Origin of the sequence: Pseudonocardia sp. NPDC049635, from assembly GCF_040659795.1 — a bacterium.
GTDB lineage: Bacteria > Actinomycetota > Actinomycetes > Mycobacteriales > Pseudonocardiaceae > Pseudonocardia.
On record NZ_JBFAON010000036.1, the window covers coordinates 1 to 20839 of the forward strand.

At 66.4% G+C, this 20839-nt stretch carries 22 protein-coding genes and 1 tRNA gene; 15 read left to right on the plus strand and 8 right to left on the minus strand.

Translation table 11 applies throughout. From position 1 onward, the window contains the following. Positions 1–131: 131 nt before the first annotated feature. The 3 genes from AB0J24_RS26730 to AB0J24_RS26740 form a co-directional block, all read right to left on the minus strand. Positions 132–647, minus strand: coding sequence for an SRPBCC domain-containing protein (locus tag AB0J24_RS26730; protein WP_358686351.1), 516 nt, complete (start codon positions 645–647; stop codon positions 132–134). Beyond that, on the minus strand, positions 644–949 hold the full coding sequence (locus AB0J24_RS26735; RefSeq protein ID WP_358686353.1) for a metalloregulator ArsR/SmtB family transcription factor: 306 nt from the start codon (positions 947–949) through the stop codon (positions 644–646). The genes AB0J24_RS26730 and AB0J24_RS26735 overlap by 4 nt, the downstream gene beginning before the upstream one ends. 431 nt (positions 950–1380) lie before the next feature. Continuing rightward, a complete protein-coding gene (locus tag AB0J24_RS26740) occupies positions 1381–2310 on the minus strand; it encodes a YafY family protein (RefSeq protein WP_358686356.1) in 930 nt (309 codons plus the stop codon). 76 nt (positions 2311–2386) lie between these two features. Here AB0J24_RS26740 and AB0J24_RS26745 point away from each other — a divergent pair, with 76 nt between their 5' ends. The 4 genes from AB0J24_RS26745 to AB0J24_RS26760 all read left to right on the plus strand — a co-directional run bounded on the left by AB0J24_RS26745 (position 2387) and on the right by AB0J24_RS26760 (position 10316). Beyond that, a complete protein-coding gene (locus tag AB0J24_RS26745) occupies positions 2387–4729 on the plus strand; it encodes an ATP-binding cassette domain-containing protein (RefSeq protein WP_358686358.1) in 2343 nt (780 codons plus the stop codon). After that, entirely contained in the window at positions 4726–4944 is a 219-nt protein-coding gene (locus AB0J24_RS26750) for a hypothetical protein (protein WP_358686361.1), read from the plus strand. The genes AB0J24_RS26745 and AB0J24_RS26750 overlap by 4 nt, the downstream gene beginning before the upstream one ends. 622 nt (positions 4945–5566) lie before the next feature. Further along, the gene (locus tag AB0J24_RS26755) at positions 5567–7726 is read left to right on the plus strand and encodes a DNA methyltransferase (RefSeq protein ID WP_358686363.1); all 2160 of its coding nucleotides are present in this window, start codon (positions 5567–5569) and stop codon (positions 7724–7726) included. A gap of 4 nt (positions 7727–7730) precedes the next feature. Continuing rightward, positions 7731–10316, plus strand: coding sequence for a DEAD/DEAH box helicase family protein (locus AB0J24_RS26760; RefSeq protein WP_358686366.1), 2586 nt, complete (start codon positions 7731–7733; stop codon positions 10314–10316). 201 nt (positions 10317–10517) lie between these two features. On the opposite strand, the gene AB0J24_RS26765 is transcribed toward AB0J24_RS26760, so the two are convergent. Genes AB0J24_RS26765 through AB0J24_RS26775 form a run of 3 tightly spaced genes read right to left on the minus strand, consistent with a single transcriptional unit; the run spans position 10518 to position 12582 of the window. Then, positions 10518–10922: an NUDIX hydrolase gene (locus AB0J24_RS26765; protein ID WP_358686368.1), complete on the minus strand. Its 405-nt coding sequence runs from the start codon at positions 10920–10922 to the stop codon at positions 10518–10520. A gap of 17 nt (positions 10923–10939) precedes the next feature. Further along, complete coding sequence (locus AB0J24_RS26770; protein WP_358686371.1) at positions 10940–11755, minus strand: hypothetical protein; 816 nt, start codon at positions 11753–11755, stop codon at positions 10940–10942. Beyond that, complete coding sequence (locus AB0J24_RS26775) at positions 11743–12582, minus strand: hypothetical protein (RefSeq protein ID WP_358686374.1); 840 nt, start codon at positions 12580–12582, stop codon at positions 11743–11745. The genes AB0J24_RS26770 and AB0J24_RS26775 overlap by 13 nt, the downstream gene beginning before the upstream one ends. A 117-nt stretch (positions 12583–12699) precedes the next feature. Here AB0J24_RS26775 and AB0J24_RS26780 point away from each other — a divergent pair, with 117 nt between their 5' ends. The 11 genes from AB0J24_RS26780 to AB0J24_RS26830 all read left to right on the plus strand — a co-directional run bounded on the left by AB0J24_RS26780 (position 12700) and on the right by AB0J24_RS26830 (position 19617). Then, positions 12700–13104, plus strand: coding sequence for a hypothetical protein (locus AB0J24_RS26780; protein WP_358686376.1), 405 nt, complete (start codon positions 12700–12702; stop codon positions 13102–13104). A 29-nt stretch (positions 13105–13133) separates the two neighbouring features. Further along, positions 13134–13373 carry a hypothetical protein gene (locus AB0J24_RS26785; RefSeq protein ID WP_358686378.1) on the plus strand — a complete coding sequence of 80 codons (240 nt, stop codon included), beginning with the start codon at positions 13134–13136 and terminating at the stop codon, positions 13371–13373. A 278-nt stretch (positions 13374–13651) separates the two neighbouring features. Continuing rightward, positions 13652–13840, plus strand: a complete 189-nt coding sequence (locus tag AB0J24_RS26790) for a hypothetical protein (RefSeq protein ID WP_358686381.1) — start codon at positions 13652–13654, stop codon at positions 13838–13840. 5 nt (positions 13841–13845) lie between these two features. Beyond that, a complete protein-coding gene (locus AB0J24_RS26795) occupies positions 13846–14196 on the plus strand; it encodes a hypothetical protein (RefSeq protein WP_358686383.1) in 351 nt (116 codons plus the stop codon). 1 nt (position 14197) lies between these two features. Beyond that, positions 14198–14386, plus strand: coding sequence for a hypothetical protein (locus AB0J24_RS26800; RefSeq protein WP_358686386.1), 189 nt, complete (start codon positions 14198–14200; stop codon positions 14384–14386). 609 nt (positions 14387–14995) lie between these two features. Continuing rightward, positions 14996–15934 carry an FtsK/SpoIIIE domain-containing protein gene (locus AB0J24_RS26805; protein ID WP_358686388.1) on the plus strand — a complete coding sequence of 313 codons (939 nt, stop codon included), beginning with the start codon at positions 14996–14998 and terminating at the stop codon, positions 15932–15934. Continuing rightward, positions 15934–16149, plus strand: a complete 216-nt coding sequence (locus AB0J24_RS26810) for a hypothetical protein (protein WP_358686390.1) — start codon at positions 15934–15936, stop codon at positions 16147–16149. The genes AB0J24_RS26805 and AB0J24_RS26810 overlap by 1 nt, the downstream gene beginning before the upstream one ends. Further along, positions 16146–16802, plus strand: coding sequence for a hypothetical protein (locus AB0J24_RS26815; protein ID WP_358686392.1), 657 nt, complete (start codon positions 16146–16148; stop codon positions 16800–16802). The genes AB0J24_RS26810 and AB0J24_RS26815 overlap by 4 nt, the downstream gene beginning before the upstream one ends. A 135-nt stretch (positions 16803–16937) precedes the next feature. Next, complete coding sequence (locus tag AB0J24_RS26820) at positions 16938–18263, plus strand: replication initiator (RefSeq protein ID WP_358686394.1); 1326 nt, start codon at positions 16938–16940, stop codon at positions 18261–18263. After that, positions 18260–18469 (plus strand): DNA-binding protein, encoded by a 210-nt coding sequence (locus AB0J24_RS26825; protein WP_358686396.1) that lies wholly within the window; start codon positions 18260–18262, stop codon positions 18467–18469. Before AB0J24_RS26820 ends, AB0J24_RS26825 begins: the two co-directional genes overlap by 4 nt. Continuing rightward, on the plus strand, positions 18466–19617 hold the full coding sequence (locus tag AB0J24_RS26830) for a site-specific integrase (RefSeq protein ID WP_358686399.1): 1152 nt from the start codon (positions 18466–18468) through the stop codon (positions 19615–19617). Before AB0J24_RS26825 ends, AB0J24_RS26830 begins: the two co-directional genes overlap by 4 nt. 89 nt (positions 19618–19706) lie before the next feature. On the opposite strand, the gene AB0J24_RS26835 is transcribed toward AB0J24_RS26830, so the two are convergent. Together AB0J24_RS26835 and AB0J24_RS26840 are read right to left on the minus strand one after the other, a co-directional pair. Continuing rightward, positions 19707–19779 (minus strand) — tRNA-Ala (locus AB0J24_RS26835). A 146-nt stretch (positions 19780–19925) separates the two neighbouring features. Continuing rightward, positions 19926–20762, minus strand: a complete 837-nt coding sequence (locus AB0J24_RS26840) for a helix-turn-helix domain-containing protein (protein WP_358686402.1) — start codon at positions 20760–20762, stop codon at positions 19926–19928. Between the last annotated feature and the right edge of the window lie 77 nt (positions 20763–20839).

Sequence of the window (20839 nt, forward strand, 5' to 3'; positions counted from 1 at the left end):
CTCGCCAAGCAACGCAGCAACCAGGACTGACAGACCACTCGGGGGGTCAAAATCCCCGGACCCCACGGGGGTCAATTTTCAGGATCCGTTGACACGGACCAACTCGCGGCCTGCAAGAGCCACGGTGACGCCTAGACAGCCTGCCGGTAGTGCTCGGCGAGTAGGTCGTAGTCGTCCCATACATCGTCCCAGGGGTGATCCTCCACGTAGCGGTCGAGGGTGTCGAGGATGACGTGCCAGCCGATCGCGAACTCGACCGCCGGGTCGCGGACGACCTCGCGGTGGATGAGGAGGAGACGAGTGCCTTCCTCGACGGGTTCGAGACGCCAGGCGACGATCGAGTCGGGAAGCCCTTCCCAGCGCCAACTGTGTTCCAGTTCCCCGCTCGGATCGACCTCGCTGGGCGGGCGGATCGCGAGGACCTCGCCGGTCGCCCGGCCCTCTTCCCCGAAGTCATAGACAGTCGTTCCGCCGACGTGAGGGTCGATTCGGCAGCCCGGCATCCATACCGAGAGTTTCGACGGGTCGGTCAGGGCGGCCCAGACCTTCGGCAGCGAGTGGCGGAGCGTCCGGTCGAACCGGATGCGGAAGGTTCCATCCTCCCCGATACCGAGCGTTCCTGCTCCTGTGGGTGGTGTGGTGGTCATATGTCTCCTTGGTCGAGGGCTTCTTCGAGTGCGTCGAGTGCGCGGTTCCAGCGTTCCGCTTGTGCTGAGAGCCAGTCGCCCGCTTCGGATAGCGCCGATGGCGAAAGCCGGTAGATGCGCCGCGTTCCCCGCCTCTGCACACCGAGCACACCACCCTCCACGAGGACTCCGAGGTGCTGGGAGACGGCGGGGCGGCTGATGTCGAAGTGAGACGCGATGGCTCCCGCGTCGAGCTCGCCCCCGGCGAGAACTTCGACGATGCGCCGACGAGTCGGATCGGCGAGCACATCAAGAGCGGACATGCATTGAGTGTAAGTGATTGCTTACGTTTGCCACAAGCGTCGCTGCTCCCGGCGAGCCAGTTCCGTGATCGCCGCGGCGATCGTCGGTCAGCCGGTAGCCGCACGACCCCAAGCCGTGCGCAGGGAGCATGCCCGGGGCTGGGCCACATGGCGAGCGGTACGAGTGCTTTACCTGCTCAGGCCGGCGCAAGAAGAACGGCTGCACCCGCTCCGCCGTCCACGCACCCAGAGTCAAGGGCCGCATCGACCGCGACTACGGCACCAACGGTCTCACCCCCGCCGAGGCCGAGAACGTCACCTCGGTGCCGCACCGGGTGTTCGCCCGGCTCACCCTGTCGGCCTGTCCTGCGGTGGCGATGCCAGATTCGTCATACAGTGCGTGACAGGGTCGGACTCGGCGATGACTGCAGAGAGCTAGGCCCGTTGCTCGCTCATACGGCCCGTATCAGCCGGTGTGCCTGCGCAACGAGGTGCCTACGGAAGGATTCCGGCTCTTCGACAGTGAAGTCAATGTCGCTGAGGACGAGCACGAGGGTGAGCCATTCGTACGAGTCGACATGGGCTGTGTAGCGGCAGCGATCCTCTCCGAGGGTTTCGATCACGCCGTCGATCCGGTGCAGGCGGGCGGCGGCGTCCGCCGCGCTCGTGTGGAGCGCGAGTGTGACCGTGAGAGCGGGGACGCCCTCGAAGTGCTCACGCAGGTACGCGGTGAGGTCATCGGCGGGTGGGGTGCGCGGCAGAGAACGGGAGCCGGTTGCCGGGATGCCGTCGATGCGGTCAAGCCGAAAAGTGCGCCAGTCACCACGTTTGCGATCCCAGCCGAAGAGGTACCAGCGCTGCCGGAGGCGCAGCACGCGGGCCGGCTCGACCTCACGTTCGGTGTTGCCGGTCTTGCCCCGGTAGCCGAAGACGAGTGCGCGGTTCGCGGAGATCGCTGTGGCGACCGTGCGCAGAAGCTCGGGCACGGGCAGCGGGTAGGCGGTAGCGGTGAGTTCGATCGCAGCGAGCAGCTGGTCGGTGCTGCGCCTGAGTGCTGGCGGCAGGATGCGGCGCAGCTTGTCGCCAGCGCGGCGGGCCGCTTCCGCCGTCGGGCCGCCGGCAGTGTCTTCGGATTCCGCGAGCTTTAGTCCCAGCACCGTCGCTGCCGCTTCGTCATCCTCCAGCATCAGCGGCGGCACCGCACGGCCGGCGACGAGCTGGTAGTAGCCACCCGGGCCGCGGACGCTCTGCACCGGGTAGCCGAGTTCGCGTAGGTATTCGATATCGCGGCGCAGAGTGCGGGGTGTACACCCGGTCGCGTCAGCGAGATCGGCCGCTGGCCACTTCCGACCGCTCTGCAGGAGGGAGAGCAGCCGCAGCATCCGCTCGCGTGGTGACCCCATCGACCTTCCTGAGTTGTGGCTCTAATCTGTCCACATCTGATCGTAGCGTGGAGCCATGGCAGGCGAAACGGAAACAGGCAGAACAGGGTGGATCATCGTTGAGGGCGCTCGAACGAACAATCTGAGGGATGTCTCGGTGCGGGTGCCGAAGCACCGGATCACGGTGTTCACCGGGGTTTCCGGGTCTGGGAAGTCGTCGCTGGCGTTCGGCACGATCGCGGCCGAGGCTCAGCGGCTGGTCGCGGAGTCTTATCCGTTGTTCGTGCGCAATCGACTGCCGCAATATGGGCATGCCGAGGTTGACCGAATCGACGGTCTGATGTTCACCACCGTCGTGGATCAGCGCCCGTTCACCGGCAACGCCCGTTCCACGGTCGGTACGGCGAGCGATATCGCGCCGCTGCTGCGGATGCTGTTCGCTCGCATCGGTGTGCCGAGTGCGGGGTACTCGCCGGCATACTCGTTCAACGACCCGAGCGGGATGTGCCCGCGCTGCGAGGGCCTGGGCGCCGTGGACGACATCGATCTGGACGCGCTGCTGGATCGGTCACGCAGCCTGAACGAGGGCGCGATCCGATTCCCAGCATTCGCTCCCGGTACCTACCGGTGGAAGCGGATGGTGCATTCCGGCCTCATCGACCCCGACCGGCCGCTCTCCGACCTGCCCGCGAAAGATCTGGACACGCTGCTGTACGCCGAGGACCTGCCGCTGGCGAATCCCGACGCGGACTATCCGAAGTCCAGCCGTTTCGACGGCGTGATCCCGCGGCTGCGCGACAGCTATCTGCGCAAGACACCGTCCCGGCTCACCGATGACGAGCAGGCCAGCCTGCATCGTGTCGTCACCCGCAAGACCTGCCCGGAGTGCGGCGGCGCGCGGCTGAACGCTGCCGCCCGGGCAAGCCGGATCGACGGACGCTCCATCGTAGACTGGTCGGCCCTGCCCATCGCCGAGCTTCGCGCGGTGGTCGCCGCGGTTGACGATCCTAGGGTATCGCCGGTGCTCGATGCGATCCGTGAGCGCCTGGAGGCGATGTCCGAGGTCGGGCTCGGCTACCTCAGCCTCGACCGTCGCTCCACCACGCTGTCCGGCGGAGAAGCTCAGCGTGTGAAGATCGTTCGCCATCTTGGCAGCGCGCTCAGTGACGTCTGTTACGTGTTCGACGAGCCCAGCGTCGGCCTGCACCCGTACGATGTGCACCGGCTGCTGACGCTGCTCGAACGGCTGTGCGACGCACACAACACCGTACTTGTTGTGGAGCACCATCCTGCCGTGATCGCCGCAGCCGACCACGTCATCGACATCGGCCCGGGAGCGGGAGCCGCCGGCGGGCATGTCCAGTTCACAGGAACACCGGAAGAGTTGGCAGCAACGGATACCGCGACCGGTCGGATGCTGCGCGAGCCCATCCGCATCAACACCGACCCGCGCTCGGCCGCAGGCACGGTGACCATCCAACACGCCACGGCGCACAATCTCCACGACCTCAGCGTGGACATCCCGCTCGGCGTGCTCACGGCGGTATCCGGCGTCGCCGGCTCTGGCAAGAGCACCCTCATCGCGGCGGAACTGCCTCGCCAACATCCGGAGTTCGCCGTCATCGGTCAGGAGCCCCTTCGCGGGGGCATCCGCTCCACTCCGGCGACGGTGCTCGGCATCGCCGAGCAGATCCGGCAGGCGTTCGCCACCGCCAACCGGATGTCGCCATCGTGGTTCAGCGCCAACGCGCGCGGCGCATGCCAAATGTGCAAGGGCAAGGGCGTCAACGTCACCGACCTCGCCTTTCTCGACGACGTCACCACAGTCTGTGAGGCCTGCAGCGGAACCCGCTTCAACCAGACCGCTCTCGCTGCCACTCTCCACGGCCGGACTATCGCCGAAGTACTCGGCATGACCGCCCCGGCCGCCGCCGAACTGCTCGGCGGCACAACCGCGGCACGGATGCGTTGGCTTGATGATGTCGGCCTCGGCTACCTGGCGATCGGACAGAGCACCGACACCCTCTCCGGCGGCGAACGCCAGCGCCTGCTGCTCGCCAAGTACCTTGCCGACACCGGTGATCCGGGACGAGTGCGGATTGTGCTCGACGAGCCGACAGCGGGCCTGCACAGCGCCGATGTCGACCGGTTGCTGACCCTGTTCGACCGCCTCGTCGACGCCGGGGCGACCATCATCGCCATCGAGCACAACCAACGCATCATCGTCCACGCTGACCACGTCATCGACATTGGCCCCGAAGCTGGTGACCAGGGCGGCACCCTCGTCCACCAGGGCCCGCCGACCCAGCTCCTGAACAGCGGCGTCTCTCTCACCGGGAGGTACCTTCGCAGGGCGGTTCGACAGAACCACCCACTCATGAAATCCGCCGGACCCCATGCGCCTATAGAAGGCGAGTGATCAACCGCGCCCTGTTCACCCGCATCGTCATCGACGAAGACGAGCAGGTCAGCTACGTCCCGGCAGAGCCCACCACGAGCGCCCTCGCCCACGTCAACGCCGACATCCCGGACCAGGCGGACGCAGAAACGAACCTGCCCCGCACTCAGGCGGGGCAGGTTTCGATCTTCTCGTCTTACGTGGAGCTGAGGGGATTCGAACCCCTGACCCCTTGACTGCCAGGCACCAGCGAATATGCGCCGGCCAGCATCACTAATTCGCGTCCGTGCAGGTAGACAGTCCATCGGCGTCCGTGGCCGTCCACGGTCACGCGCTTCGGTTGTCACTCAGTTAGACACTCGGCGGCATCTCGACGATCATCCGGCCGCGCCCGGCTCGCAACCCGATCGAGGCCGATCATAGCTGGCGCGTTCGACCCGGCACCCTCGATAACGGCGCCGCCACCTGCTGCCGTCGACTCCCGGGCCCCCGGGGCCCCCGCTCCCCGCGCCTTCCGAGTGCCATCCTGTCGACCTGTCGCCAGACCGACCGCACGGGCACCCGTGGGCGGCCCCTCGACGTAACCGCACCCGACCATGCCACGCTCCGCCCACGGGTGCCCGTGCGGTACGCCCTCGGGGAGGTCGGCGGGATGGCACGGTGTCAGCATCCCGGAGACCTGCCAGCCCGGCGAGGGCACAGTTGACGGCACGGTCCTGCTCCACGAACGTCCGGCGAGCCCAGGAGTGCGATCCGGGAGGTCTCCAGACCGTCGGATCGCGGTCGACCGATAGCCTGCAGTCCCGTGTCGGCGCACCTCACACGCCCGTCACCCAAGAAGATGGAGGAGGCTGCCTGTTGTCGTCACTGAGCAACCTGCTGCGCGCAGTCGAGGCGACGGATCCTCAGCTGGCCGCCGACCTCGCGAAGGAGATCAAGGCGCTCAGCGAGCGGCGAGCGTTCGGCCTCAACTTCGAGCGCCATACACCGGAGACAGTCGAACTACCGGGACGCTCCGTCAGGCGCGGTGACAAGGTACGGTTCCTCGCTCCACGAGGCGCGGATCCAAAGAGCACCGACGAACGCTTGTGGCAGGTCACGAATCTTAGCATGACCAGCGACGGCCAAGTAGCCGCGCTGGCACGACGGGTCAGCCCGGATTCCGACGAGGTCGAGACAGCCACTCGACCGTGCGAGGACCTGGTCGTGGTGGCTGAGTTCCGGGACCCGATCTACGCCGGTCTAGCGTCGACCGGCAAGGTCGAACGAGGTGGCGACAAGCCGTTTCATACGGTCATCAACGCTGAGAACTTCCACGCGCTCCAGACGCTACTATACACGCACGAAGGCAAGGTCGACGCAATCTACATCGACCCCCCGTACAATTCGGGGGCCCGCGACTGGAAGTACAATAACAACTATGTCGATGGTGACGACCTCTACCGTCATTCCAAGTGGCTAGCGTTCATGGAGCGTCGCCTAAAACTAGCCAAGCAGCTTCTCAATCCAGCCCGCTCCGTGTTGATCGTCGCTATCGATGAAAACGAAGTCCATCGCCTCGCCCTACTACTTCAGCAACTATTTACAGGTTCCAAAATTCAAATGGTAACGGCGCTCATCAATCCCGCGGGAGCGTCGATCATTGATCAGTTTTCGCGAGTGGATGAGCACCTACTCTTCGTGCATGTCGGGGCGGCACGTCCAGCGCGTACAATCGTCGATACAACGCCAGGAACGTCGACATTCGTATCTGAAGATGGCGCTGCGAAGCCATTTACTTGGGAAGCTTTCCAACGCTCCGGTGGCAACTCCCGAAGAGAGGATACCAAAGCGAAATTCTTCCCCGTTTACATAGACGAGGAAAGCGAGACAATCGTTGGATGCGGCGAGCATCTTCCACTGGGAGTTCCCCTCTCTGACGCCCCACCACCCCCCGACGGCTGTATAAGCCAATGGCCCATAAAGAGTGACGGATCTGAAGCTTGCTGGCAGCTCTCGGCACCTACATTCCGCGAGTATCTCGCGGCCGGACGCATAAAGATCGGGCGCCTGAACCGACGTACTGGGCGCTATGGACTGTCATTCCTCACATCCGGACATATGCGTGCAATCGCTGCCGGTGAGCTGGTCACCGAAGGCCGCAACGCGAAGGGTGAGCTCGTCGTCAAGAACGCCGAGGGGCGTGCGCGTTCACAAGTGGGAAAGACGATGTGGACGAACGGTGCGTATAGCGCCACCGAGCACGGATCAACCCTCCTGCGGAAATTTCTGCCAAATCGCAAGTTTCCATTCCCAAAGAGCCTGTACGCCGTAGAGGACGCGTTACGCTTCTACATCGGAGACAACCGCAACGCGGTCGTTCTCGATTTCTTCGGCGGAAGCGGGACGACAACGCATGCAGTTATGCGACTCAATCGGCAGGACGACGGTGCGCGAAAGTCGATTGTAGTCACCAACAACGAAGTAAACGATCAGGCCGCTTCGTTGCGAGCTAAGGGACTCAGGCCCGGCGATCCAGACTGGGAACAGTTCGGCATCTGCGAGTATTTTACGAAGCCTCGACTCCAGGCTGCAGTGACGGGCGTTGACTACCGCGGTGAGACAATGAACGGCACGTACCGATTCGTGGATGAGTTTCCGATCGCCGAGGGTTTTGAAGAGAACATTGAGTTCTTCACTATGACCTATGAGAACCCCCGTGCCGTAGCCCACAACCGGTCGTTCCAGGCTATTGCGCCACTGCTCTGGCTCCGGGCAGGAGCCGAAGGCTCCCGTATCGAACACGCCGCCGAAGATTTCGCCGTAGCTGACACCTATGGAGTCCTCTTCGATCTAGACAGCTCGGGGGCGTTCCTCGCTGCTCTGGCTGACGGCAAACGAGTTCGTGCGGCATTCATTGTGACTGATGATGACCGAGCATTTCAGATGATTTGTTCCGAGCTGCCTCCGCACGTCGAAGCGATCAGACTCTACGACTCATACATGGCCAACTTTGTAATCAATACCGGCCGGGAGTGACCTGATGAAGTACACCTTGAAGGATTATCAGGCAGACGCAGTCGGTCAGATGCTCTCCTACTTCGCCGATGCTCGCGACGATTACCATCGCAAGGGCAGGAACGTTTCTTTCTCCCTCGCTGCAACCACAGGTGCGGGCAAGACAGTAATGGCTTCGGCGGTAATCGAAGCCCTATTCTTCGGCGATCCGGACTGGGAATTCGAGCCGGACCCCGGTGCGGTCGTGATCTGGTTTACCGACGATCCGTCCTTGAATGAACAAACGAAGGCACGCATCCTGGATGCATCGGGCGACCGGATCGCCTACTCGCGCCTCCAGGTCATCGAGAACACCTTTAATCAAGAGAAGTTCGATCCAGGTAGAGTATACTTTCTCAACTCCCAGAAGTTGTCAAAGAACTCTCTACTGGTACGAGGCGCAGCCACCGATGACAACGAGGCGCTGTTCGACCGAACTGCCTCGCCTGACCTTCGTCAGCACACGATCTGGGATACGATCCGTAACACGATCGAGGACGACCAGCTCACCCTTTATCTGATCCTCGATGAAGCCCACAAGGGCATGCGGAAGCCAACGAGGAGGGATCGAGCCGAACGCGAGACCATCGTAAAGCGGCTCATCAACGGTAACGGCATGCCGCCGCTTCCCGTAGTGTGGGGTATATCCGCGACGATCGACCGCTTCACCGAAGCAATGCAGGACGTTAAGGATCGCTATCCGTATCCCAACTACGAGGTCGACGCAGCGCTGATCCAAGAATCGGGTCTGCTGAAGGACGACATCCGGCTGGATTTCCCAGCCGAGAAGGGGGTATTTGACACAGTACTGCTGAAGCGCGGCGCGCGTAAGGTGAAGGAGGCCGACCGGCTGTGGGAAGCGTATGCTGCGGCCCAAGATTCGCCGGGCGACACCGTCGTGCCACTCCTCGTTGTGCAGGTGCCGAACACGCCATCGACAGAACTGCTCCAGAACGCCATCGACGCGATACGCGATGAATGGCCCGGCCTGCCCGGTGACGGTATCGCCCACGTGTTCGGCGATCACGCATCAATTCTAATCGGCGACTACGAAATACCACACATCGCTCCCGAGAGGGTCCAAGAAGCCGACCACATCCGCGTCCTGCTCGCTAAAGACGCTATATCCACCGGGTGGGACTGTCCACGTGCTGAGGTACTGGTGTCGTACCGGCCGGCAACTGACAAGACCCACATCACGCAACTACTCGGGCGCATGGTTCGTACTCCGCTCGCCCGCCGGATTACGGGCGATGACCGCCTGAACTCGGTCGACTGCGTGCTGCCATTCTTCAACCGGTCTACGGCAACCGAGGTGGCCGATATTCTACTTGGAAAGAAGCCTGAGAGCGATGACGGCAGTGGCGGTACTGGTGGCGGCCAAGGACGACGAGTCCTTTTCAATCCGGTCGATATGCACGCCAATGAGGCGATTCCGGACTACGTCTGGAAGGCATTCGACGCACTCCCGTCGCAGTCCCTCCCGAAGAAGGCCGCGAAGCCGTCAAAGCGGCTATTCACTCTAGCTCAAGCGCTCTCCCGCGATGGTCTTCGTTCCGATGCCCGGAAGGCCGCGGTAGGCGAGATGATCAGCGTGTTGGATGGACTAATGGCGCGCCACAAGGAAAAGGTCGAAACGGCCACTTACGGAATCCTTGATGTCGAGGGAGAGACGATCGTTGCCTCGGTCAGCGGTAAAGCTATCGGAAGCGCCGACACGTTCCATGAGGTTGCAGACGAACGGTCCGTCGAAGCAGAGTTCAAAAACGCGCAACGAGTACTATCCGCAGACCTTGCTCGCAAGTATGCTGACTACCTTGCTGGCGAGGACGATGACGGGCTGTTCGATGCACACCTGAAGGTGGCCGCACTTGCCCAGATCGAAGGCGTGCGAACTGAACTCAACCGCGAAGCTGACCTGCTCACTAAGAAGTGGTTGACAGAGCATCGCGTCGCAATCAAGGGCCTGCCAGATGAACGGCAATCTGTGTATTCAGATATTGTCGCCATGTCAACCGACCCGCAGCGTCTCGACATCCGCAGGCCACGGGTGCGAGCCGAGGAGACCGAAGACGCCAACGGCAACAAATTGGCTACCAAGGCTCAGCATCTGATGTCCGATGAGAATGGCCTGTTTCCGATCGGCAGCCTGAACAGCTGGGAAATCCGAGTCCTGGAATCCGAGATGGCTCAGCCGGGCTTTCTAGCATGGTATCGAAATCCAGCACGCGGATCTGACGACTCCCTCTCAATCGTCTACAAGGACGGCAAGGGTAACTGGCGGCGCATTCTTCCAGATTTCGTATTCTTTTCCGGCGATGCCTCAGGAGTGAAGGCGTCGATTGTTGACCCGCACAGCTTTCACCTGGCCGACGCCATTCCCAAACTGCAAGGGCTGGCCAACTTCGCCGTCGAATACGGAAGTGAATTCCATCGTATTGAGGCAGTCGCGGAGATGGCCGACAAGACTCTTCGTGTGCTTGACTTAAAATCACCGACTGTTCAGAAAGCCATCGGCGGCGCTAACGACGCCGAGAGGCTATACCTTAGCTCGGTCGCTGCCGACTACTGACGTGGTGCCCCGAAGGACATTGTAATGTGCATCGCGCCAGCGACGTGGTCCAAGAGCCGCGCGCCGCGCGGGGACCGGCCGGCAGGCCGCACGCCCCGCGCGGCGGGAAGCGGCTCGGCGGCGGAGCCGCCGCCTTGATACTGAATGGAGACTATAGACACGGCGCGCTCTGATGCCGCCAGTTTCAGGTGTTTCCGCTGGTCAGCGGGGCATAACGGTGGTGCCGTCATGTGCCCGTGAGCAGGGTTCTGCGGTGAGAGCGTCCAGGACGCGGACGGCGTAGGCGGGCTTCATGCGCTGGCGGACCTCGTCGGCGGTGAGCCACTCGACGCGTTGGGACTCCGGTGTCGGGGTCGCCTCTCCGCAGACGTAGCGGCATCGGTAGTCGATCGCGACGACGCCGATGGTCATGTTCTTGTAGACGCCGCTGAGGACTTCGACGGCGACGGTCACGCCGGTCTCCTCGACGATTTCGCGCTGCACGCCCTGTTCGAAGGTCTCGTCCTGTTCGAGAACTCCGCCGGGGGCTTCCCACCGGCCGTTGTCGCGGCGCTGCACGACCAGGATCCGCCCGTCGGCGCGGACGGTGACTCCGGCGACGGCCACGGAGTGACGTGGTGTGGTCATCGCTGGTCGGGTTGCCAGGTGACGATGGTTTTGTCGTCGTGGCGTTTCGCTCGCGGCAGGGCTACGCCGTGCGGGTCGCTCTCGGCTTCCCACCGGTGCAGGCGGTCGAGTAGGTCGCGCAGCTCGTCGTCGTCGCGGGTGGCTACGTCGGCCCAGGACAGCCCGAGGTGGTCGATGATCCGTTGCGCACCGTCGGTGGCGACCGCCGCCCACCTGACGTGGGTTCGCGGAAGTCGTGTTGTCAGGACGTGGTGTCCGGCGGCCGGGTCTGCTTCGGCGATCCAGTAGCCGTGTGCGGTGTTGCGGGCGTGGACCTCGTTGCGCTGGATCGTGGCCATCAGGGCTCGGTGGCGGTCGTCGTAGCCGTGCCCCTGGCGTAGACGCTCCTGATAGGTCCGGCGAGCAGCCGGAGCGACGGAGGCGAGGCGGTCGTCGTGCAGTCGTGCCACTCCCCCGTCGGCCGTTCCGAGGATCACGGTGCTGTCGCCGAGTACCGCCGCCTCGATGTCGGTCTCGGTCCAGCGCAGGATCGCGACGGTCGATGACGGCGCGGCACCGGGGACGAGCCCGAGTGTGTCCGCGGTCGAGGCGATGGCCTCGGTGATCAGGGACGGCAGGTCGTCGCCGGTGTCGAGCCGCGTGGTGCTCTCGGTGAGCAGGGTGTCGACGTAGTGCTCGGCCGGGGGTACCTCGGGTGCGGTGGCGGTGGCTCCGTCGAGTACGACGATTCCGTGCGGAGTCGCGGCCCAGCGGTCCTGCCCGGGAGGGGTGCGGCCGGGGAGCAGTGCGCCGTGCACGGTCACTGCGGCCATCGCCTCGGGGGGACGAGAACGTCCAGCGTGGTGGGGCTGAGCTCGTGGAACTCTGCACCGACGACCATGCTGAACGAGCCGTCGCCGAACTCGTCCCACAGGTCCGCGACGTTCTCGGTCAGGTAGTGCGCGGCGCCGATGGAACCGAGAGCGTGCACACCGGCGATGTGCACGACCACCGAGCCGGAGGGCATCACGTGGCGGGCGAGGTAGGCGACGTCGGCCCGCCGGGGGGCCTCGTCGTCCATCGGGGACAGGAACCGCTCGCCGGTGTCGCGGTCGACGATCCCCCAGCGCGCACCGTCCCCGATCGACATCGTGAGCAGCGGGTCGCGCTGCATGAGCATGTGCCCGACGTGCGCGGACGCGGGCCCGCAGACCACGACCGCATCCCCGGCCGGCTCCCACTCCTGGTGCGGGTCGATGATCCGGCGCTCGACGGTGAACGCCAGGCGCTCGGTCTCCTCGGTCAGGTGCACGCCGGTGGCGTCGTCCTCGGTGGCGATGACGACGTCCTCGCGGTCGAGCAGCCGCCGGCCGGGTAGCGCGACCTCCAACGGACCGACCCCGAAGAACGCCCGGTGCGCGGGCGGGGCGCTGCTGCGGATCTGAGTGATCCGGCCCTTGGTCAGGCCGAACGCACGAGCCACCTCGGTGTAGCTGCCACCGAGCTGGTCGCGGGCCTCCTCGATCGCGGCGCGGCGGACGCGCGCGAGTTCCACCGATCGCTGCTGGTAGGTCGCCAGCAGGTCGGTTGCACGCCGCCCGCGGCGGACCGGGTCCGGCTCCGCACGCAGCGCGTGGAACTCCTCATCAACATCAACCACATCCTCTAGTTTAGGCCCCTTGACAACAGATCGGCACAGCGCCATGCTGGTTTAGCCCCCTGAACAAGCCGCGAGTGTGGCCGATGTTTAGGGGGGTCAACGACGAGAGGTGGAGCGATGAGGGATCTTCCGGTGGTGCTCGATGGCTTCAAGCTCACGGTGGTGGAGCCGCCCGCACCCAAGACCCGTCAGGACGCGAACGGTGCGGAGGTGCCGGTCACGGATCGGGATGGGGTGATGCAGTTCGTGGTGTCGCTGTTCGCGAAGCTGCAGGTGACGGCGGGTCAGCGGGCGCCGAAGGGTGAGGAGATCAAGGTGACCCTGACCGCGGATCCCGGGGAGGGGTTTCCGGAGGACGTGCGGGTGCAGTTGATCGATCCGAGGATCAATCCGTACTCGATCGAGTCGCCGGATGGGCGGACGGTGTCGGGGATCGCGTTCAAGGCGGCCGGGCTCAAGCACGCCCACCCCGCACCCGCACCGGCGCGGCGGGGCAAGGACCACGACGGTGGCGAGCAGTGACCCGCCCGGAGTGGTTACCGTCGTCGACGGTGACGGTGAACGTGCACGTGTTCGAGACGACGAGCTTCCCGGTACGGGTCCACCCGCGTGAGGACCGGGTCACGGTGGATGTGGAGGGCTCCGGGGGTTCGGTGACGCTCTACCTCGACCGGCCCGACCTGGTGCGACTCCGGGAGGTGCTGGACGTCACCGAGCGGGAGCTGACCGCCCGCCAGAACGAGAACAAGAAGAGCAACGAGGTCCGCGCAGTCAGCGGGCCGGCCGCCTGACCCGGCGGCCCATTGAATTCTGCCGGACCGGGTTCCGGAAAATCCGAGTAGTTCCGAGGCGGGGACAGTTGTGTCTTCGATCGGGGGTGATCACTCATGGTGTGTGGCGAATGCAGTGGTAGCCGCGCCTGTGATGTGTGTGACGGCTACGGCGACTCGATCGACGGGATCGAGTGCCAGGTGTGTGGCGGTTCGGGTGCCTGCCCGGGCTGTTTCGGAGAAGGCGAGACCAGCGACCGGAACGACTCCGGGTCGCTGAACCGAATGGAGATGACGGCATGAACACGACCACGAACACCCGGCAGCGCTCCACCTCGGGTGTGGGCCGGTTGGTGCGGCGGTTGGAGATCGAACGCCGTCGCTGGGCCCGTACCGAGGCGCCGGTGATCGCGACGGAGCAGGCGTGGCGGGCCGGGGTCGCCGAAGGTCTGCGCCTGGCGCAGCTCGCCATCCGCAAGGGGGTCTGACGGTCATGGCGCTGAGTCTCGGGGCTCGGGACCGGGTCAAGACGCTGCCGAAGGTGAACCGGCGTGCGCTGCGCAAGTACGGCGAGTTCTGGCGGGCGTTGCAGCTGGTCGGGGACGCCCTGGCCGAGGCGGAGAAGCTCGCTGCCAAGGCACGCGATGCCGAACGCCGCGGTGAGCGCAAGTCCGTTAAAGGTGGCTCGGCCAAGGCCGGTGTCACCGCTCGGCACGCGTGGTCGAGAGCGAGCGGGGAGGAGATGAGCGCGGCGGCGAAGAAGGCCCACCGCTCCCTGCGCGTCATGTCCGCGTCGGCGAAGAAGTGGGAGGCCGAGCTGGTGTCCCGCGAATGGAGAAAATGACATGTCGAAGGCTGTGGATCGGGCGGTGGAGGACATCGACGCCGCGATGCGCGAACTCAAACGCTCGCTGCATGGGATTCCGTACCGGACGGGTGGGTTCAAGAACACTCACGACAATCTCGCCCGCGATGTCGCGCATCTGACGGTGCAGCTCGACTCGGCGCGCGGTGCGTTGCGCGAACAGAAATGACCCCACGTCGGGTGGTGGGGGCGTCCGCTGCACGGATTCTTGGCGGAAACACACAGCGGACGCCCCGTGCTACCCGACAACTCTGGTGAGGACTGGTAGCAATGACCAAGCATAGTTCAGCAACCCGCATCAACGGACCCGCACGCACCCGTGGCGGGCGTGCCACCCGGCCCCCGGGGCGCGAGTTCCAGGCCCTGGCGTGGCTGGCCCGGCATCCCGGATTCGTCGCCGTCCCGCTCATCGTCGTCGGGCTGGCGTTGATGCTCGGCCCGCTCACCACGATCGTCGTGCTCGGCGCCTTGGTCGTCTCGGTGACGGTGTGGGGGCGTGTGCATCCGGCGAGCTTCGACCGGTTCGCCGCTCCTGCTCTGCGGGCCGTGTGGCGGCGGTGGACGGTCTACCGCGGCCGCCGCTGGGCACAGCTCATGACCGACACCGGACTCACACGCGAACACCGCCACACCGGCGACCAGCTCGTCCCGCGGATCCTGCGGGTCCGGTCGTCGTCGTCCTCGATCGACACCGTCTACGTGCGGATGGTCCGCGGCCAGGACGTCGCCTACTGGCAAGAGCGCTCCTCGATCCTGTGGGAGGCTGATCGCGCACCGCGTGGCGATCACCCGGCACCGCCCGGGCGTGGTCGCGATCGTGATCGAGTGGGAGCTGCCGTTCACTCGCACGATCCCCGCCCCCGACATCCCCGAACAGGCCGAGGACGTGGACCTGGGTGCGGTGGAGATCGGCGACAACGAGCGCGGCGAACCCTTCACCGCCCCCGTCATCGGCGGGCATCGCCTCGTGGCCGGCGCGTCCGGGGCCGGGAAGGGCTCGGTGCTGTGGTCGACGCTGCGTGGGGTCGGGCCGTGCATCCGCGACGGCATCGTGCGGGTCTGGATGGTGGACCTCAAGGGTGGGGTGGAGACCGAGCAGGGCGGCCCGTTGTTCCACCGCTACGCGACCTCGATGGGCCAGGCCCTCGACCTGCTGGCCGAGTTCCGCGATGCGATGCGGGACCGGCAGGACGACATGCGCGAGCAGAACATCCGCGCCTGCACCCCGAGTGTGGGGACGCCGGTGGAGCTGCTGGTGATCGACGAGATGGCCATGCTCACCGCCTACGGCGACCGGTCGAGCGTGCGGGATGCGTTGCGGCTGCTGGCCGAGGTGATGACCCAGGGCCGGGCGTCGCTGTTCGCCGTCCACGGCTACCTGCAGGAGCCGTCCAAGGACGTCGTGGACGTGCGGGAGTTGTTCACTCAGCGGATCTGCCTCGGCGTCACCGCCGCGAGCCACGTCGACATGGTCCTCGGCGAGGGCGCACGGGAGCGGGGAGCCCTGGCCGATGAGATCCCCGGGGACGCCCGGCATGCGGGGATCGGGTTCGTCATCGACAAGGGGTCGCGGCTGCCGGTCCGGTTCCGGGCCGCCTACGTGGCCGACGACGACATCACCGAACTCGTCGGACGCTGCACACCAGCGCCCGCAGCTGAGGTGATCGATCTCCACGACGACGACACCGAGGGCGACACAGATCGGGGGGCCGCCTGATGGGGACGACCACCGGATGGGTGCTGCGCACCTGGGCCAAGTTCACCCTGCTCTTCGCGCTGATCGTCGGCGGCGCGTGGCTCTCCCTCGGCAGCGACTCGGGATGGTTCTGGGTCATCACCGCCGGTGCGCTGGTCGCCGAGTGGTACGTGATCCGCCAGCTCGCCCGCGAATGGTCCTGGGAGGCCCGCTCCACCTGGTGGTGGTCAGCATGACCGGCACCGTGCAGGGCGCCCTGTTCGGCGACCCGGTCACCGTCGAGACAACCGAGCACGGCCCGATGGCGACGCAGGACCCGCGCGAGGTCGCCCGCATCGTCACCCTCGCCCAGGATCCAGGCCTGTTCGTGGTCGAGCGTTCCGGGCTGGTGCTGCGGGCCGATCCCGCTCGCCCGGGATGCGCGGACGCGGTCTCCCGGCATGACGGGGACACCGTGGTCCAGCTCCTCGACACCGGACACCTGCGCCTCGGCGGCAGCCACCACCTCCACCACGCACGCGAAGAAGGACCGGCCCGCTCGGTACTGGTCCCGAAGCAGACCCGCGACATGGTGTCCCGCTGGACCCACCTACGCCCGATCTCGGTCCCCACACCGGCACCGGCACCGAGGAAGGCGGCGCAGCGCTCGACCGGGCTGATCGGCGTCGACGTCGTAGCACCCGGCAAGGCCCTGGTCTGCCTGGGCGACACCGGACAGGGCGGCACCGTGCTGCGCGACGAGGGCCGCTACCGCGTCGAGAACGACCACGGCGCCCTCGTCGGCCACGCCTCCTCCTACCGGGCCGCGGCCCGGCTGCTGGCCCGCTACCACGGCTACACCCCGGGCCCGGTCGAGATCGACCACGAACACCGCCTCCACCGGCGCTGAGAGCCCACGGCCCGGTCCCGCCGTGTGAGACCAGCTCCCAGCGGGACCGGAGCCCCCATCTGCCACAGAGTCCCCGGGAGGGATGCCGTGAACACGGCTGCCACAACCACCCAGCACGACCAGCACGATGCGGACTTGTCACACCTGCTGCGCTCCACCGGCTTCCAGCACTGGCGCCGCGAGGTCACCGCCATCGGCGGCTGCGCCGCACCCATCCACCTCACCGGATCGTCGCGGATCTACGACCGCGCCACCGGCACCGTCCTCACCGAACGCGAAGGCGACATCCTCGCCCCCTGCGGCAACCGCCGAGCCTCGGTGTGCCCCGCCTGCTCGGACCGCTACGCCTCCGACGCCTACCACCTCCTCCGCGCAGGGATGGCCGGCGGGAAGGGCGTCCCCGACACCGCGGCTGCGCATCCACGGCTGTTCATCACGCTGACTGCGCCGTCGTTCGGGCCGGTGCACTCCCGCCGGGTCACCGCCCGCGGCCTGGTCGTGCCCTGCCGGTGCGGGGACAAGCATCACCGCGACGACCCCCGCATCGGCACCACACTCGACCCGACCACCCACGACTATGTGGGCGCCGTGCTCTGGCAGGTCCACGCCGGGAAGCTGTGGAACCGGTTCGCCATCCGGCTGCGCCGCATCCTGGCCGGGATGCTCGGGGTCAAGGTGCGCGAGTTCCGCGACCACGTGCGACTCTCCTACGCCAAGGTGGCGGAGTACCAACGCCGCGGCCTGGTGCACTTCCACGCCGTTGTGAGGCTCGACGGCCCCGACGGGCCCACCACCGCGCCACCGCCCGGGATCACCGTCGACGGGTTGAACACCGCGATCCGCGAGGCGGCCCGGGACGTCTCCCTTGTGGTCGACCGCCCGGACGGGACTCCGCTGCTGGTCGCCTGGGGCACCCAGGTCGACATCCGCCCCATCACCTCCACGACCGCGGCCGCGCTCGAGGACGACGACGGTGAGATCACCGACTCGGCGCTGGCTGCCTACGTGGCGAAGTACGCGACCAAGGGCACCGGGAAGTCCGAGGCGACCGACCGACCGATCCGCGACATCGCCCACCTGCGCCACCTCGACATCACTCCGCACCACCGACGGCTGATCGAGACCGCGTGGGAGCTCGGCGGGCGGGAGGAGTACGAGGATCTGAACTTGCGTCGGTGGGCGCACATGCTCGGGTTCCGCGGGCACTTCCTCACCAAGTCCCGCAACTACTCCACCACGTTCGGCGCGATCCGCGGCGACCGCCGCAGCTACCGGCTCGGCGAGACCCTGGCCGCCCTCGACACCCCGACCGACGCCCGGGCGGTGCTGGTGGTCAACGACTGGGCCGTCGTCCAGATCGGGCACCGCAACGACGCCGAACGAGAGATCGCACTCGGCATCGCCGAACGACGACGCGAACAGCGCCGCGCATGTCACCTCGACGACAGGAGTACGTCATGACCGGCAAGGAGCTGCACCGGGTCACCGACGCGATGGTCATCCTCTCGTTGAGCCGCAGCGTCATCTACGAGCAGTTGCGCTGTGGACGGCTGCGCTCGGTCCACGTCGGACGGACCCGCCTGATCCCGGCCTCGGCCATCACCGACTACGTCGCCCTCCTGGAACGTGAGGCCGCCGATTCCGACGATCACCAGGTCGCGTCATGACCACCCGGCGAAGCCGTGGGGAAGGCGGCCTCCACTGGGATGAGTCGCGCCAGCGCTGGATCGCCACCGCCACGATCGGCTTCGACGGCAGGGGCAAGCGGATCACCCGCAAGGCCAGCGGCACGACGAAGACCGCGGCCAAGGCCAAGCTGCGTGAGATCCTGCGCGACCAGGAGAACGGGACGTCGGTCGCAGCCGCGAGTAGCTACACCGTGGCGGACGTGGTTCACGACTGGCTGGCCTACGGGCTGACCGGCAGATCCCCCGCGACTGTCTCGAACTACACGACGATCGCCAAGAAGCGCATCGTGGCGAAGCTCGGCGGACGGAAGCTCCGGGACCTGACCGCCGACGATGTCGACCGATGGCTCCGCGAGGCCTCCAAAGCTGTGAGCACGCGGACCCTTCGGCTGATGCACTCGTTGCTGAACCGCGCTGTGCGGCATGCGATGGCGCGCGACAAGGTCATGCGCAACGTCGTCGAGCTGTGCTCGGTACCGACCGGACGTGCCGGACGCCGATCCAAGTCCCTGACGTTCACGCAGGCTGAGCATCTGCTGCGTGCCGCCGAGTCCAGCTCGATGCGCGCCTACATCGTGCTGTCGCTACTCACTGGGGCTCGTACGGAGGAACTGCGTGCTATGCGCTGGACGCACGTCGACCTGACCGGCGACCCGGACAAGGACCCGCCCGTACCGCCGTCCGTCTCGGTCCTGCGGTCCGTCCGGATGGACGGCGAGACCAAGACTCGGCGCTCCCGCAGGCGCCTGGCGATACCGATCCGCGCGGTCAGGGCGCTACGGGCACACGCAGAGCGCTCGGATGTGTCGACCGCACCCGAGGACCTCGTGTTCGCGACCCGGAACGGCACCGAACTGGACGCGCACAACGTCCGCCGGTCCTTCCGCAGGGTCGTTGCTGACGCCGGGCTGAACGCCGCTGAGTGGACGCCACGCGAGCTGCGGCACAGCTTCGTATCGCTGCTCTCGGACTCGGGAGTCCCCTTGGAGCACATCTCCCGCCTGGTCGGGCACAGCGGCACCGCTGTCACCGAGGCCGTGTACCGGCAGCAGCTCCGCCCGGTGCTGGAGCACGGCGCCATCGCGATGGACGAGATCTTCCCCGCCGACGACGGCGACTCGGGCTGACGCCCGTAGTCACTCAGATAGTCACTCACCAGGGCGTGCACCCGGGCGAGAAAAAAGCCAGAACCGGAGTTCTGGCTGATGAAGAAGGGTGGAGCTGAGGGGATTCGAACCCCTGACCCCTTGACTGCCAGTCAAGTGCGCTACCAGCTGCGCCACAGCCCCTTACGACATGGAGAACAGTACACGCCGCCGTCCCGGGCCCCGAGAGGGGGGTGCCCCTCCGACCGAGCCACTCACACCTCCGGTTCGGCCATGCCGCGACCGCGTCCCCGTCCCGGCCGATCGAGCCGCGCGCGGGAGGTGCGAAATCAGCCGGCCCGCTCCCGGCCCGGGCCGCCCACGTCGCGCAGCCGCCGCAGCGCCGGGTCGTCGGCCCAGAACTCGTCGAACCCGTGGTCGGCGTAGCGGTCGGCCACGACGTGCATGGCGATGTCGTGGCGCACGTAGTCGACCGCGAGCAGGACGGTCGCCGGGTCGTCGGTGTACATGCCCCAGGCGCGGTCGGCGGTCAGCCCGCCGATCACCGCCTGACCGCGGTCCGCCACGACGACCAGCAATCGCTGCCCCAGGTTCTGCTCCACCGTCTCCGGAGCGGAGAACCGGTGCTCCGTGCTCCAGCCGAGAGGCTCCCCGACCGGCCCGAACACCACGCGACGCACGCTGACGCCCCGTTCCTCAGCGCGGCGGGCCCCCGGCGTCAACCCCTCGAGGTCTTCCGGCCAGCCCGAGATGTACAGCTCACCCTCGGCCGCGGTGACGACGTCCTCGGCCCGCTCCAGCAGCGTGCAGCGCTCAGCCAGCGAGTGCACCAACCGCACCGGTGACGGCGAGACGAGGCGGGGCAGCTCGTCCTCCAGGATGTGGATCGTGCGGTCGAAGTCGCGGCGCATGCGCTCCAGCAACGATCGGGGAGGGAGCGGGACGTAGCCGATCGCGTCGTCGTGGGTGCGCACCTCGTACGCGGCACCACGTCCGACCAGCTTGCCGAGGGTCTCGTACACGGCGCTGCGTGGAACCCCGGAGCGCTTCGCGACCTCGTAACCGTTGATCGGTTCCGCAGCGAGGACCAGCGCCACGTAGGCCTTGGCCTCGTAGCCTGACATGCCGAGGCGCTGCAGTTCCCCGGTCACGTTGTGCACGGACATTGCGAGATAATCTCACCCGTTCGACGCCGGCGTGCGTCCGGTAACGCCACCACGGCGCGTCCCCCGGTGCAACGCTC

Coding starts and splice junctions, on each gene's coding strand:
- AB0J24_RS26730 (WP_358686351.1), bottom strand. CDS start 647: ATGACCACCACACCACCCACAGGAGCAGGAACGCTCGGTATCGGGGAG.
- AB0J24_RS26735 (WP_358686353.1), bottom strand. CDS start 949: ATGTCCGCTCTTGATGTGCTCGCCGATCCGACTCGTCGGCGCATCGTC.
- AB0J24_RS26740 (WP_358686356.1), bottom strand. CDS start 2,310: ATGCTGCGGCTGCTCTCCCTCCTGCAGAGCGGTCGGAAGTGGCCAGCG.
- AB0J24_RS26745 (WP_358686358.1), top strand. CDS start 2,387: ATGGCAGGCGAAACGGAAACAGGCAGAACAGGGTGGATCATCGTTGAG.
- AB0J24_RS26760 (WP_358686366.1), top strand. CDS start 7,731: ATGAAGTACACCTTGAAGGATTATCAGGCAGACGCAGTCGGTCAGATG.
- AB0J24_RS26770 (WP_358686371.1), bottom strand. CDS start 11,755: ATGGCCGCAGTGACCGTGCACGGCGCACTGCTCCCCGGCCGCACCCCT.
- AB0J24_RS26780 (WP_358686376.1), top strand. CDS start 12,700: ATGAGGGATCTTCCGGTGGTGCTCGATGGCTTCAAGCTCACGGTGGTG.
- AB0J24_RS26790 (WP_358686381.1), top strand. CDS start 13,652: ATGAACACGACCACGAACACCCGGCAGCGCTCCACCTCGGGTGTGGGC.
- AB0J24_RS26795 (WP_358686383.1), top strand. CDS start 13,846: ATGGCGCTGAGTCTCGGGGCTCGGGACCGGGTCAAGACGCTGCCGAAG.
- AB0J24_RS26800 (WP_358686386.1), top strand. CDS start 14,198: ATGTCGAAGGCTGTGGATCGGGCGGTGGAGGACATCGACGCCGCGATG.
- AB0J24_RS26810 (WP_358686390.1), top strand. CDS start 15,934: ATGGGGACGACCACCGGATGGGTGCTGCGCACCTGGGCCAAGTTCACC.
- AB0J24_RS26815 (WP_358686392.1), top strand. CDS start 16,146: ATGACCGGCACCGTGCAGGGCGCCCTGTTCGGCGACCCGGTCACCGTC.
- AB0J24_RS26825 (WP_358686396.1), top strand. CDS start 18,260: ATGACCGGCAAGGAGCTGCACCGGGTCACCGACGCGATGGTCATCCTC.
- AB0J24_RS26830 (WP_358686399.1), top strand. CDS start 18,466: ATGACCACCCGGCGAAGCCGTGGGGAAGGCGGCCTCCACTGGGATGAG.
- AB0J24_RS26840 (WP_358686402.1), bottom strand. CDS start 20,762: ATGTCCGTGCACAACGTGACCGGGGAACTGCAGCGCCTCGGCATGTCA.